This window comes from Alicyclobacillus shizuokensis NBRC 103103 (assembly GCF_001552255.1).
In the GTDB taxonomy this organism is placed as follows: domain Bacteria; phylum Bacillota; class Bacilli; order Alicyclobacillales; family Alicyclobacillaceae; genus Alicyclobacillus_G; species Alicyclobacillus_G shizuokensis.
In genome coordinates, this window is sequence record NZ_BCQV01000035.1 from 14,594 (window position 1) to 28,114 (window position 13,521).

Below are 13,521 nucleotides of genomic sequence, written 5' to 3' on the forward strand. Positions count from 1 at the left end.
CTTACAACCTCCCCAGCGCCGACTCGGTCTCAACGACCTCGTGGGGCGGAATGTGATACTCGTCGTCGTACTCAAACGCACGCAGGATGAGACAGATGACCACACCGAGCAATCCCAGCGCCGCCAACCAGAACCATTCGAACACGAAACCAAATCCAGCCACGAAGAAGCAGGCACTGAGAATGAAGGGACGCCCCGAATTCTTCGGCATGTGAATCGGCGCAATCTCATCGGCGGACGGTCGCAACGCCTGGATTTGACCCGTTTGCTTCATCTCCCACCAAGCGTCACGCGAGGTGACCGTGGGAATGACCGCAAAGTTATAATGCGGGACCGGCGACGGCAACGACCATTCCAGCGTGCGTCCATCCCAGATGTCGCCCGTCACGTCGCGCTCACCGTACTTGATGCTGTACAGGACCTGCGCCACGATGAACAAGAAGCCGATGCCCATCAGATACGCGCCGATGGTCGAGACCAGGTTCAGCGTGTTCCAACCCATGTCGGCCGGGTAGACGTACATACGCCGCTGCATGCCCATAAAGCCCAGTGCATACTGCGGCATGAAGCACACATAGAAACCGATGTTAAAGAACCAGAAGGCGTAGCGGCCCAGCCTATCGTCCAGCTTGAAGCCGAACATTTTCGGCCACCAATAGTACATCCCAGCCAGCATGCCAAAGACCACGCCGCCAATCAGCACCTGGTGGAAGTGAGCAATCAAGAAGTAGCTGTTGTGGTACTGATAATCAGCCGGCGCAGCCGCCAGCATGACGCCGGTGGCGCCACCGATGGCGAAGCACGGTACAAACGCGATGGTCCACAACATCGGCAGCTCCAGACGGATGCGGCCGCGAAACATCGTGAACAACCAGTTGAAGATCTTCACACCGGTCGGGATGGCCACAGCCATTGACGCCACGGCAAAGAAGGTGTTGACATCGGCGCCCGCGCCCATCGTGAAGAAGTGGTGCGCCCACACAAAGTAGCTGATGACGCTGATGAGCAGCAAGGACGCAACCATCGAAGTGTATCCGAAGACGCGCTTGCGCGAGAACGTCGCCACAACCTCGGAGAACACCCCGAAAGCCGGCATGATGACGATGTACACCTCCGGGTGACCCCAGATCCAGAACAGGTTGATGTACATCATCGGATCGCCGCCGTGCGCCATGGTGAAAAAGTGCGTACCGACTATCCGATCCAGCAGCAACAGCGCCAGCGCCACCGTCAATGCTGGAAAGGCGAAGATGATGACCAACGACGTCGCCACAACTGACCATGTGAACAACGGCATCCGCATCAGAGTCATCCCAGGCGCCCGCATTTTCAGGATGGTTGCCAGGAAGTTGATGCCTGTACCGATGCTGCCGATACCCGAAATCTGCAGCGCGAGCAAATAGAAGTTCTCACCGGGCCCCTTGTCAAACTCCGGTCCGGCCAATGGCGGATAGCTGACCCAGCCCGCGTCCGGGGAACCGCCAAATACGAAGGAGATGTTAAACAACAGCGCCCCGAAGAAAAACAGCCAAAAACTGATGGCATTCAAGTACGGGAACGCCACGTCGCGAGCGCCAATCTGCAGCGGCACCGCGATGTTGAACAAGGCGAAGATGAACGGCATGGCCATGAACAGAATCATGATAGTGCCGTGCGTCGTGAAGATCTGATCATAGTGTTCGGCGTCCAGAAAGTGATTGTTGGGCACCGCCAGCTGCGTGCGCAAGAGCAGCGCGTCCACGCCGCCGCGAAACATCATCAGCAGTGACGCTATCAGGTACATGATGCCAATCTTCTTGTGGTCAACGGTGGTCAACCACTCGCGCCACAACCATCCCCACTTTTTAAAATAGGTGAGGACGAACACAATCCCAAAACCTGTAAGCAAAATCAGGACGTCCGAAATCCAAATCAGCGGACCCTCGTTCCACATCAGGTACTGGTCCCCAAACGTATGGAGCCATTGTGGCATCGACCGTTCACTCCTTTCGCCAGTACGCCATCAGGAATGCGTGTTCGAGTCCTTGGAAGTCTGCGAACCCATACCGCTCATGCCGGGCATGTTCGCATCCAAACCTTGGTCCATCATCATGTCGGGCATGTAGCGGCCGCCGTTCTTCCACACAATCTTGTCAAAGAGGTTCTTTGGATACGACGAGTAGCTCGCCGTGCCCATGGTCCCCGGCTGTTTCAGCTTGTTGTACCCAGCCATGGTCAGGGCTGGCGAGGACGACTTCACTTGTTGCACCCACTGATTGAATTCGCTGTCCGACTTCGCCACCACTTGGAAGTGCATGTGGGCAAATCCCTTGCCGGTGAAGTTGGCGCCCGTGCCGAAGTAGCTGCCCGGCTTATCCGCCTGCAACCACAGCCGCATCGCCATACCGGGCATGGTGTATTCCTGCCCGCCCAGCTGTGGAACCCAGAACGAGTTCATGGGAGCGTCAGAAGTGAGTACAAACTGCACCGGTACCCCCGTGGGAATCTCGCAGTAATTGACCGTGGCCACTTTCTGATCGGGATACTGGAATAACCACTTCCAGTCGAGGGACGTGACCTGAATCGTGATGGGTTTCACGTCCTTTTCCGGGGGCTGAACCAGAGAGAATGTACTCTTGCCGGTGTAGTACCCGAGCAGCCCCACGATGACAATCGGGATGCCCCACCACACCACCTCCAGCCACTTGCTCTCCGACCACTCCGGTGTATACCCAGCCTTGTTTCCGGGACGATCCCGGTAGCGTATGACAATAAATGCCAACAACGCCAATACGGGTACGATGACAATGAGCACAAGAATCGTGGATAACTCAATGAGGTGCAACTCCTCGCGACCGACAGGTCCTGCCGGGTTGAGCACTATGTATTCAGGTCCACATCCGGTGGCCAGAAACAGCAGAGCCAACGCCGTCAGACCCATCGCTCCCATACGTCTTGGTGTCCGACTCCTCAAGGCCCCATCTCTCCTTTCTGTCTTCGATGTTCTGACACTCATGCCAAGGGTAGCCCGGCGCCCTTCTGCTGCCTGTGCGCCCGATCACACCGGTACGGCGCCTGACAGGTTCGGTCACATTTCGTTCGATCCGACCGTGGATCGCACGGAACCCATGTCAACCATACTTCCTTCAAAACACCAGAGTAAGACGCACTCGGCCTGTTTATGAAATAGTCCTTTCGTGCTACAGGCATAGTCCGTATTAGTGCCTGGACAGCAGAAAGGGGGCGCCCACTCAAGTAGGGCTCCCCCATCAGGCTTGCGCCTCATGCAAGGCGGCGGTCTGGCCGAAAACGGTCTTCTTTTAGAGAACTTTGCTTAAAAAGACACGGGTTCGCTCCTCCTGGGGATGCGCAAACAATGCGTCGGGTTGGCCCTCCTCGACGATGCAGCCGTCATCCATGAACAACACCCTATCCGCGACCTCGCGAGCAAATCCCATCTCATGGGTCACGATGACCATCGTCATCCCTTCCCGCGCCAGGTCCTTCATCACCTGCAAGACTTCACCGACCATTTCCGGATCCAGCGCGGACGTGGGCTCGTCAAACAGCATGACCTGCGGCCGCATCGCCAACGCCCGCGCAATCGCAACGCGCTGTTGCTGACCGCCCGACAACTGGTCTGGGTAGCTGTTCTCTTTGCCGCTCAGCCCGACCTTGGCCAGCAGAGAACGCGCCAAGGATTCCGCCTCATCGGCCGGCATGCGGAGTACCTGGCGTGGGCCAATCGTGATATTGTCGAGCGCGGTGAGGTGATGAAACAGGTTGAACCGCTGAAATACCATGCCCACCTGCTTGCGCACGTTGACGATGTTGGTCTTGGGGTTTGTAATCTCCTGCCCGACGACCACAATTCGACCGGAGGTCGGACGTTCCAATCCGTTCAGGCAGCGCAGAAAGGTGCTTTTGCCACCTCCTGAGGGTCCAATGACCACCACCACTTCCTGCGGCTGCACCCGTGTCGTTATGCCCCGCAACACCTGATGGTCGCCAAACTGTTTGTGCAGGTCCTCAACGCTGATCAATCTGCAGCCTCCTCTCCAAATAGTTGGCCAGACGGCTGACCGCGAAGATGACGATAAAATAGAGGGCCGCCACGACCGTATAGATGGAAAATGCTGCATAGGTTTGGGCAACCGTAATCTGTCCCTGATACATCAGGTCCACGACTCCAACGGGAGCCACCAGAGAGGTATCCTTGATGGTTTGCGCAAACTGATTCACCAACGGCGGAATCATGCGCTTGAACGCCTGCGGCAGGATAATATGGCGCATGGTCTGGTAGCCGGTCATACCGAGGCTTTCCGCGGCCTCCCGCTGACCGCGGTCCACGCCAAGGATTCCGGCCCGGACAATCTCCGTCACATAGGCCCCCTCGTTCAATGCCAGGGCGGCCGAGACCCCGATGATGGGATACAAGTCTTGGCCGAACCACGCGTTCAGCGGCATGATAGAAGGCAGCGCAAACACCATATAAAAGATCTGGACCAAGAGCGGTGTTCCGCGAAATATTTCCACATATACCGTGCTAATGCCGCGCAGCACACCGAATCGGGACAGTTTGCACAGGGCGGCGATGAGCCCCAGAATAACGGAGACAACAGCGGCCACCAAAGAAAACTCAATCGTTCTGAGCAGCCCGTGCAGCAGCAGTGGCAGCTGGACAAAGGCTGTGTGCCACGCGTTCATGCGTTACAATCCCCTTCCTTCGTACAAAGGCGCAGCCACCGTCCCGGCTGCGCCTTTCCATCCCAACCTGCGTCCTCAGTTTCGATACGCACACGCCCGACTGCCAAAAGGAAACCGAGCCTTGGGGCTGATTCATTGGACGGCGACAGAAGCGGGACTCACCACGCCTTTCACCATGCCCCGCTCGTCGCCGTTGAAGTACTTGTCAAACAGCTTCTTGTACTCCCCGTTCTCTTGGATCTTCTTCAGGCCGTCGTTGATCTCCTTCAACAACTCCGGCTTCTTCTTGCTCACGGCGATGCCATAGTATTCGCCCGTCAACAACCCACCCACGATATGGACGTCCGGGTGCGACTTGGCGAACAACACGTTCGAAGGGTTGTCGAATACGACCGCATCGGCGCCGCCGCTCTCCAGGGCATTGTAGGCGTCCTGAGTGATCGAAAACTGTTTGATATTCGTGATGCCCGCCTTCTTCAACACGTCGACGGACGAGGTTGCTGTTTCCGTCGCCACCACGTGGCCTTTTAAATCCGCCAGATTGTGTATCGAGGAGCCCTTCTTCGTCAGCACCGAGACCCCCGAACGATAATAGGCATTGGAAAAGTTGACATTCTGCATTCGGTCCTTTTTAATCGTCATGCCGGCCACTGCCGCATCCACCGATCCCGCTTGCAATGCGGGAATGATGCCGTCAAAGGAGACCGACTTGATCTGCACGTTCAGGTGCTCGGCTTTGCCGATCTCCTTGATCATGTCGATGTCAAACCCGACAATCTTCCCATTCTGCGCATACTCAAACGGAGGAAACGTCGCGTTGCTCGCCACCACGATGGTGTCTTGCTTCTGTCCACTGCCGGAACTGGTGTTGGAACCACTGTTGGTCTGCGCTCCGCAGCCGGCCAGCGCCACAGCGACAGCCATAGCCGCGGCGAGTGCACCCGTCTTTTTCACATTTGATCCCCTCTCTTGTTGACTTGTCTGACTATTGGTCAAGGCAACGTTCCTCATTTTCGACACGTCCCTTTGTTTCCCTGCCGAGACGGGCGCGAACCCATGAAGTCGCGGCCTGCCCTGTGTGGATTATAGTGAACCTATTCATTTTGATCAATAGTTATGCATGAGTTCTTGTTTCCTGCGGGTCCCATCCGTGGTATCTTGTCAAAGACAGCCTGAACCGTTTCAGATCTGATTGTGGGATGGGATGGGATGACATGACATATTGGCAAGACCAGCAGGCGTGGCAAAAGCTGCTTGGCGATCTGGTGGCAATCCCCAGCGTCACCGGATCGACGGGCGAACGCGAAATGATTCTGTATATTCATTTGTTATTGAGCCAGCTTCCCTATTTTCAAGCGCATCCAGAACACCTGCGAACCTGGCCGACTGGAGACGGCCGATACGCCTTGACCGCGTTGGCTCGGAGTGTCCCTGAATCTCCACAGACCGTGATTCTGTTGAGCCATTTTGACGTCGTACCGGTGGATGAGTTTGGCCCCTGGCAAACGTGCGCCTTCGACATTCAGCGGATGACACAGGTCCTGATGCAGGAGGACTGCGCCCCAGCGGACGTGCAGGGCGAGGTCCAGGGCGAGGTCCAGGGCGGGGGCTGGGTCGCTGGCCGCGGCAGCATGGACATGAAAGGCGGTTTAGCCCTCCACCTGACACTCCTCGAGCGAGCGACCCTCGGCGCATTTCCGGGCAACGTGCTGCTCGTCACCGTGCCGGATGAGGAAGCCAATTCCCTTGGCATGCGGACGATGGTTCCCGCGTTGCGAAAATTGGCCGACAGCTGCGGGTTAATCTACCGCTGCGTGCTCAACTCGGAACCGGTCTTCTCGTCGCCCGTCGGCAGCCATGACCACGTGGTGTATTCGGGATCCGTCGGCAAGGTCCTGCCGGGCATTCTCTGTTGCGGAAAGGAGGCGCACGTCGGCGAGCCCTGTTCCGGAATCAACGCCACCTTGCTGGCCTCCACCGTGGCCACAAAACTGGAGGTGAATCCCGAACTGTGCGACCAGCATGGGATGGAAGCTTCGCCTCCGCCCACCGTGCTGTGGCAGGCGGATCTAAAGCAGCAATACTCAGTCAAAATCCCTCACCGCGCCATCGTTTTTGCCAACCTGTTCATCCTGCGCCGTTCGGGCTTGGAAGTGGAAAGACAGCTCTTGGCCCTGCTGCGGCAGGCGGCCAGGAACGCGGAATCTATCTATCGGGATCGTCTGGCCTCTTCACCTGCGGCCCCAGCGCGACGTGCAGAGGTTCACATCCGCACCCTGAGCTATCGAGAGTTGTGCCAGTACGCGTTGGCGAAGCATGGGCGGACCGCGCTCACAGACGCGACAGAACAAGCCTTGGCCTCGCAGCCGGCATCGCTCGATGCACGCACCCAGAGCGTCCTGTGCGCAGAGGCCGTCGCCAATCTCTGTCCGGAACTGGCGCCGATGTTGGTACTGTTTTTTGCGCCTCCGTTCTATCCGGCTGTGTCTTCATCCGGACATCCGCGGGTGGAGCGAGTACTGGAAGCCCTCACCCAATACGCCCAGTCCCGCCACGGGGTGAGTCTCCAACGAAAGCATTACTTTCCGGGCATTTCCGACCTCAGCTATATCGGACTGCAGCAGTCTGAACAGGAGATGGAGGCTATTGTCGCCAACATGCCTATCTGGAACCGGGGCTACGACCTGCCGTTATCGGACATGTCGCGGGTGGTGGCGCCCGTTCTCAACCTGGGGCCACTCGGGCGGGACGCCCACCAGGTCGGGGAGCGGCTGCATGCGGACAGCGCCTGGCACATCACGCTGGATCTCCTGCACTGCACAATCACAGAGCTGCTGAGTTCCCCTGATTGAACCATGTTGAAAGCGCCGCATAGGTCCTGCTCAGACCATGCGGCGCGAGTTCCTTTTCGCCGCAAATCCCAGAACAACGGCGACAAGCATAGATTCCCACCACGGAATTGCATTACTCTTTCTCATCGTTGTTCTCACCTCCAAAGTGCTTCATAAGCCATGCAAGCCAGTCTTGCAGAACTGTAGTGTTGAGCCTGTAAATAATAAAAGTGCCTTCCCGTTGATCAACAACTACATGCGCATTCTTGAGCACATTCAAATGACGACTAATCGTTGGCTGAGCATGTGAAAAGTGGCTTGCTATCTCGCCGGCCGTTTTTGGTCCATCCTTCAACAATTCGATGATCTTCCTGCGTGTCGGATCGGACATCGCCTTAAAAATCCCCTCATTCATCGGACTTCATCGTCCATCACAGACCTTCCTTCCCCCGATGTGCGGGCACCTTCAATTTCCATACTTGATTATATAGCTAAATGGCTAAACATTGAATGGGCGAATGTCGCGGAATCCACGCATCCATACCGTCAAAGCGCATATGCGAGTTACAAACGCACACGATAAAACTCCGAAATCCATTGACACTGCCATGAACGTGCGGTAAAATACACACCACAAAATTTATATATCAATTTTTTATTGTATCACAATTTATATCCGATGTCAATGGATATTTGAACGCTTGTGTGCCAAGAATTTGATCTTCACGGGAGTGAAGCCACATGTTACTGTCCCGCTTCCTCAACTCCATGAGCATTGCAACTCAAATGCCGTATGTAACAGAACTGCTCTCCCTAAACGAAAGGACCATGGCGTACAACCTGCAGCTAACCCCTCGTGACATTCAGGACTTGATGACGGCCAGAACTCAAGTTCTGTACAGTTACGGGCGAGTGGAATTGGGAATTGAAGCCACGAAAGAACTCATTGAAGTTTTTTCCACGTCCCCGTATATCTGTCAAGAGAACTACCTCTCGACACTGAATGAACTTCACGAGATTTTCTATTACTTAAAAAACGAGACTGAAGACAAGATCGGCGATTTCAAGTTGATCGCGATGATGAAAGAATACTTTGACGACGAATGCGCGGGTTCCCTGAAACTGTTACGAAACAACCTTGAAGAGTTCGCTGAGAATTTCAGAATCCAGACCATGCGTCAAGAGTATCTGAAGGAAGGAGACGATGAATCGTGATACCTGGCGACGCGGGCTATGCCGCAAGTGATAACCAGTCACTAACGTCCTCGAACGATATCAATCCATCACGGCTGAACAAGCATCAGTATACGCTCTCCCTCTTGAACGAAGCACAGCGCATTGGCCTGTTAAGCCATCAGGAAGTTTATAGCATCCAATATAAGTTGATGGTTATCTTGCAGGACCTGATTCGGCGGTACACACAGGGAAAAAGCTCGTCCGTTGCGACTGACACAGCGGAAAGCATCCTAACGTCCATCCTGTATGCCGTGGACGCTGATTTATTGAATTTTGAGCATCCCAATCAAGCAATCACCTACTTGAAAACAAGCGACGTTGTGAAACTCTATGAAAGAGGGGTGGAGCGAGTCAGTCAATGCCTCGAAGAGGTAAAGTCACTTTATAAAGAAGTCAAGCAACATAAGCTAGACGTTCCGGTCGCTGCCTACAACACGACGATTGATGAATCGTTACCCCTATTTATAAAGAAATACAACATCCTATTCGAAGCCCATAACACAATGGCGAGCATTGATTATCCCTTGGCGATGGATAACATGCGCTTGCAGGGTGTCTTCTACATGAAGCACTATTTGGAGCGTCTGCAACTTGAGAATGAATTTTGCTCGAGATTTAACCCAAAAGCTCTGATTCATATCATGGAGAGTTTCGGACGGTTGCATAGATTTGATTACCGGATCGAGTTATTCAACATTTTTGAACTGTGTCTTCACAACTCCTTGTTCTCCATCCTATCAGGGGGTGACGCCGACCAAGTTCAAATTTCAGCGCATCAATTCGAACGGTTGGAACGGATGCTCAGCCAATCGGATGCGCGCGGGATCGAAAAAATGATTCATACGTCTCTGAAGCGTCTCCAATACGCATTGCAAATCCATGACCCTCAGACGGTCGATTATATGAATCAATGTAGCAGGGAACTGATAGGACGTATTCTCAACGCAGCTAAACACGACAACCTACAATCCGTGATCATTACGGATAGACCAGAGAAAATCAAACCCGTTGTCATGTCCATCCATACAAGCAACAGAATGAGCGATGTCCGGTTGAGACAACTGCTCGACGAAGTGATTCGCAGCGAAACGAAGGAGGAGAAAATCCGACTTATCAAATCGAATTTCTCCTCCCTACACGATTACTTAGATCTGTTGGAAAGTGACTGCCTTTATGGAGATGAGTACGAAGCGCTATATGCCTCTTTTGGCGACGTGGAGCTTGCAATCCTGTCGAAAATCGTCTTTTACGAAGAGTTGCGGGGTGGAGACACCGAACTGCGAACCATCGTGTTCCAGAAGAAACGGGCCGAATTCGATTGGCAAGTACATCTCATTGAGTTCATGAAGCGTTTGAGTCCTTCCCGGGTCCATACGATTGAGCAACTGATCGATTCCATCTGCTATGAAGACATCAAGTTCAATTGATACGGGACGGGAAAGCATGAAACAACCGCATCCGAAGCTGGAATGGGCACCCATTTTACTCCAATCACTCCATTGCCTCTTTGCACGTTACAGTCTTAGGTGATGGTGTAAATTCAGTGGTTTCTTCTTGACGAGAAAGCCACCGAGTGCAATGAACAAGCAGTGTACGAAAGGCGAGTAACCCTATTCAAGACGCCCATCGAAATCGGACTCGCAAGTTTAGCTCACAATCTGATGAAGAAGGCGGCCTTATTAGGGTAGGAAGGACTGCCTTTTCGCACAAAATGCTGAAAAACAAATCACCAAACACAACTGGGGCTGTCCCCTCCCCCATCTTACGATGGGTTTAGGGACAGCCCCCCTCTGTCATGCCAAGTTTTACGGCTTAAACATAGGCCAGCCCGTCGTACAATGGGAAACGCGCGCACAACGCCCCCACCTTCTGCCGCGCGGCGGCGAATGCCGATTCGCTCCCGTCCTTCAGTGTGAGGGCCAGAATGTCGGCTATCTCCGCCATGGCCTGCTGGTCCATGCCGCGCGTGGTGACGGCGGGAGTGCCCAGGCGAATGCCACTGGTCGTGTTCGGCTTTTCCGGGTCAAACGGTATGGCGTTCTTGTTTACGGTCACGCCCACCTCGTCGAGCCGTCGTTCTGCTTCCTTGCCCGTCAAGCCCACGTTGCGCAAATCAATCAACATCAAGTGATTGTCCGTTCCCCCGGATACCAACGTAAATCCCCGCGTGGACAGCGCGTCAGCGAGAGCCTGGGCGTTATCCACCACCGCTTGTGAATACTGGCGAAACTCGGGGCGCAGCGCCTCGCCAAACGCCACCGCCTTGGCGGCAATGATGTGCATCAGCGGCCCACCTTGAATGCCTGGGAACACCGCCTTGTCAATGGCTTTCGCGTGCTCTGCCTTGCACAAGATCATTCCGCCTCGCGGCCCGCGCAGCGTTTTGTGCGTGGTGGTAGTCACAAAGTCTGCGTACGGCACCGGCGACGGATGATGGCCCGTGGCCACCAGACCGGCGATGTGGGCCATATCCACCATCAACAACGCCCCCACCTTGTCGGCGATGGCCCGCAGCCGCGCAAAGTCGATGACCCGCGGATAGGCGCTGGCGCCCGCGACCAACAACCGCGGCCGGTGCTCCTCGGCCAGCCGCTCCACCTCATCATAATCAATCCGCTGGCTGGCGGCATCGACTCCATACGGCACAAACCGGTAGGTCTTGCCCGAAAAATTGACTGGGCTCCCATGCGTTAGATGGCCGCCGTGCGCCAAGTTCATCCCCAACACGGTGTCCCCCGGGTTGAGAACCGCAAAGTAAACGGCCGCATTGGCCTGGGCTCCCGAATGCGGCTGCACGTTGGCATGGTCGGCGCCGAACAATTCCTTCGCCCGCTCGATGGCAATCCGCTCGATCACGTCCACATGTTCGCAGCCGCCGTAGTAACGACGCCCGGGATATCCTTCAGCGTATTTGTTGGTCAGAACGGTTCCCATGGCCGCCAACACGGCCCGACTGACGAAGTTCTCCGAAGCGATGAGTTCGATCTTTTGCCGCTGCCGTTCCAACTCGGCCTGCATAGCCGCGGCCACGTCCGCATCCATCTGGTTCAAAAACGTCACATGCCTTCCCCCTCGTGATCGGGCCATCGCCGCACACGCACGCATTAGAGCACCGAGACGACGCGGATATCGCGCACCCCCCTGATGCCGGCCCGCAAGTCCGCCAGCACCGAAGCTGGGACAGGCTGATCCACCTCACACACTGTGACCGCGTCGCCACCTTTTGTCCACCGCTCCAAACTCAGGCGCGCAATGTTGGAGCCACGCTCGTCCAACAGGCGCGATACGCGAGCGAGAAACCCCTGTTCATCCACATGATACAAGATTAGCGTGAAACGTTCACCTGTGAACCTGACGTGCAGGCCGTCCAGTTCTATCACCTCGACCTTTCCCCCGCCGATGGAACTGGCCACCAGAGCGGTCGCTCTGGTGGCGCCCGCCAGCACCACGCGCACGGTGTTCGGGTGATGGTGCTCCGCTCGGCCCGCGGCGAACTCGTAAGCAAGCCCCGCCTCATGGGCGAGATCCCGGGCCCTTCTGACATCCGCATCCGCCGTGTCCAGCCCGAGCACCCCGGCCAGCAGCGCGACATCGGTCCCGTGACCGCGATAGGTGGCCAGAAAGGAGCCCATCAATTCAAACCGGACCTGGGTCGGGCGCTCTCCCAGCACCTCCCGCGCCAAACGGCCAATGCGCACCGCACCCGCCGTATGCGAACTGGAAGGACCCACCATCACCGGACCGATGATTTCAAAGGCGCTGTTGTATTTCACCGGTCACCCTCCCGTCGCGGGCCGAGCTTTGTTCCTCCGAGGCGGCGTCACAGGGACGCGCCAGACCCGACTGTGGTCGCCCCGACGAAGCCCCGCTATCAAGCAGTTCGTCCTCGCCAAACACCTTGACCCGATACGCTCGCCCCGTCGGCGTCCCCGCCAGGCCGCCCAGTCCAGTCTCACGCAATGACACGGGCATCTCCTGGCCAATCTGACGCATGGCGTCCACCACTTCATCGGGCGGGATGACACTGCGGACGCCCGCCAACGCCATGTCGGCCGCTGCCAGCGCGGTGATGGCGTGTAAACCGTTGCGCGTGACGCAAGGGACCTCGACCAGTCCCGCCATCGGATCGCACACAAGCCCGAGTGAGTTTTGCAACGCCAAAGCCGCCGCATGCACCGCCGCTTGCGGCGATCCGCCCGCCAGTTCGACCAACGCCCCGGCGGCCATGGCGGTGGCAGACCCCACCTCCGCCTGGCAGCCGCCGGCCGCGCCGGAAATGCAGGCCGCGTTGGCGATGGCGAGCCCCAGCGCTGCGGCCGTAAACAGACTCCACACCAGCTGGTCTCGCGTATACCGACCGGAGTCCAGGAGGCTTACCAGAACCCCCGGCAAGATTCCCGCAGCGCCCGCTGTCGGCGTAGCCACGATGCGCCCCATCGCCGCATTGACTTCCGACACCGCCAACGCGTACGCCATCGCCCGCAGGGGCTCCGGGGGCACAAAACTGGCGCCGCGTTCAAGGTAGGTGTGCACGCGCGCCGCATCCTGTCCAGTCAGCCCCGTGCGCGAGCGCTCCGGTTCCAGGATACCTTTGCGCACCGCCTGTTCCATCACCGCAAACTGGCTCGCCATCTTGGCCATCAGCTGGTCTTCGTCGAGCCCCGATTGTTGCTCTTCGACGGACATCATCAGACGAGCAATCGACAGGCCCCTGTCTTCCGCCTGCCGCGCCAGTTGAGAAAGGCTGGTAAAGGACACTCTCCAACAC

The 13,521-nt window shown here is 56.5% G+C and carries 12 protein-coding genes; 3 read left to right on the forward strand and 9 right to left on the reverse strand.

The window, feature by feature from the left end:
- Position 1: 1 nt before the first annotated feature.
- The 5 genes from qoxB to ASH01S_RS13280 form a co-directional block, all read right to left on the reverse strand.
- Entirely contained in the window at positions 2-1,972 is a 1,971-nt protein-coding gene (gene qoxB / locus ASH01S_RS13260; protein ID WP_067928937.1) for a cytochrome aa3 quinol oxidase subunit I, read from the reverse strand.
- A gap of 30 nt (positions 1,973-2,002) precedes the next feature.
- On the reverse strand, positions 2,003-2,953 hold the full coding sequence (locus ASH01S_RS13265) for a ubiquinol oxidase subunit II (RefSeq protein WP_306302866.1): 951 nt from the start codon (positions 2,951-2,953) through the stop codon (positions 2,003-2,005).
- Positions 2,954-3,299: 346 nt separating this feature from the next.
- Positions 3,300-4,022, reverse strand: coding sequence for an amino acid ABC transporter ATP-binding protein (locus ASH01S_RS13270; RefSeq protein ID WP_067928938.1), 723 nt, complete (start codon positions 4,020-4,022; stop codon positions 3,300-3,302).
- A complete protein-coding gene (locus tag ASH01S_RS13275) occupies positions 4,009-4,686 on the reverse strand; it encodes an amino acid ABC transporter permease (RefSeq protein WP_067928939.1) in 678 nt (225 codons plus the stop codon). Before ASH01S_RS13275 ends, ASH01S_RS13270 begins: the two co-directional genes overlap by 14 nt.
- 132 nt (positions 4,687-4,818) lie before the next feature.
- Positions 4,819-5,640 carry a basic amino acid ABC transporter substrate-binding protein gene (locus tag ASH01S_RS13280; protein WP_067928940.1) on the reverse strand — a complete coding sequence of 274 codons (822 nt, stop codon included), beginning with the start codon at positions 5,638-5,640 and terminating at the stop codon, positions 4,819-4,821.
- A 260-nt stretch (positions 5,641-5,900) separates the two neighbouring features.
- On the opposite strand from ASH01S_RS13280, the gene ASH01S_RS13285 reads away from it, so the two are divergent.
- On the forward strand, positions 5,901-7,538 hold the full coding sequence (locus ASH01S_RS13285) for a M20/M25/M40 family metallo-hydrolase (protein WP_067928941.1): 1,638 nt from the start codon (positions 5,901-5,903) through the stop codon (positions 7,536-7,538).
- A 112-nt stretch (positions 7,539-7,650) separates the two neighbouring features.
- Here the strand turns inward: ASH01S_RS13285 and ASH01S_RS13290 are convergent, their stop codons facing one another.
- Complete coding sequence (locus tag ASH01S_RS13290) at positions 7,651-7,932, reverse strand: autorepressor SdpR family transcription factor (RefSeq protein WP_067928942.1); 282 nt, start codon at positions 7,930-7,932, stop codon at positions 7,651-7,653.
- 326 nt (positions 7,933-8,258) lie between these two features.
- Here ASH01S_RS13290 and ASH01S_RS13295 point away from each other — a divergent pair, with 326 nt between their 5' ends.
- Positions 8,259-8,732 (forward strand): DUF6323 family protein, encoded by a 474-nt coding sequence (locus tag ASH01S_RS13295; RefSeq protein ID WP_067928943.1) that lies wholly within the window; start codon positions 8,259-8,261, stop codon positions 8,730-8,732.
- Complete coding sequence (locus tag ASH01S_RS13300) at positions 8,729-10,180, forward strand: DUF6179 domain-containing protein (protein WP_067928944.1); 1,452 nt, start codon at positions 8,729-8,731, stop codon at positions 10,178-10,180. Before ASH01S_RS13295 ends, ASH01S_RS13300 begins: the two co-directional genes overlap by 4 nt.
- 385 nt (positions 10,181-10,565) lie before the next feature.
- Here the strand turns inward: ASH01S_RS13300 and glyA are convergent, their stop codons facing one another.
- From glyA to sdaAA, 3 genes are all read right to left on the reverse strand, one after another.
- Complete coding sequence (glyA, locus tag ASH01S_RS13305) at positions 10,566-11,795, reverse strand: serine hydroxymethyltransferase (RefSeq protein WP_245629077.1); 1,230 nt, start codon at positions 11,793-11,795, stop codon at positions 10,566-10,568.
- A gap of 62 nt (positions 11,796-11,857) precedes the next feature.
- Positions 11,858-12,526, reverse strand: coding sequence for an L-serine ammonia-lyase, iron-sulfur-dependent subunit beta (gene sdaAB / locus ASH01S_RS13310; protein ID WP_067928945.1), 669 nt, complete (start codon positions 12,524-12,526; stop codon positions 11,858-11,860).
- The gene (sdaAA, locus tag ASH01S_RS13315; RefSeq protein ID WP_083517155.1) at positions 12,504-13,511 is read right to left on the reverse strand and encodes an L-serine ammonia-lyase, iron-sulfur-dependent, subunit alpha; all 1,008 of its coding nucleotides are present in this window, start codon (positions 13,509-13,511) and stop codon (positions 12,504-12,506) included. Before sdaAA ends, sdaAB begins: the two co-directional genes overlap by 23 nt.
- Between the last annotated feature and the right edge of the window lie 10 nt (positions 13,512-13,521).

Coding starts and splice junctions, on each gene's coding strand:
- qoxB (WP_067928937.1), bottom strand. CDS start 1,972: ATGCCACAATGGCTCCATACGTTTGGGGACCAGTACCTGATGTGGAAC.
- ASH01S_RS13295 (WP_067928943.1), top strand. CDS start 8,259: ATGTTACTGTCCCGCTTCCTCAACTCCATGAGCATTGCAACTCAAATG.
- ASH01S_RS13285 (WP_067928941.1), top strand. CDS start 5,901: ATGACATATTGGCAAGACCAGCAGGCGTGGCAAAAGCTGCTTGGCGAT.
- ASH01S_RS13275 (WP_067928939.1), bottom strand. CDS start 4,686: ATGAACGCGTGGCACACAGCCTTTGTCCAGCTGCCACTGCTGCTGCAC.
- glyA (WP_245629077.1), bottom strand. CDS start 11,795: ATGGATGCGGACGTGGCCGCGGCTATGCAGGCCGAGTTGGAACGGCAG.
- ASH01S_RS13290 (WP_067928942.1), bottom strand. CDS start 7,932: ATGAATGAGGGGATTTTTAAGGCGATGTCCGATCCGACACGCAGGAAG.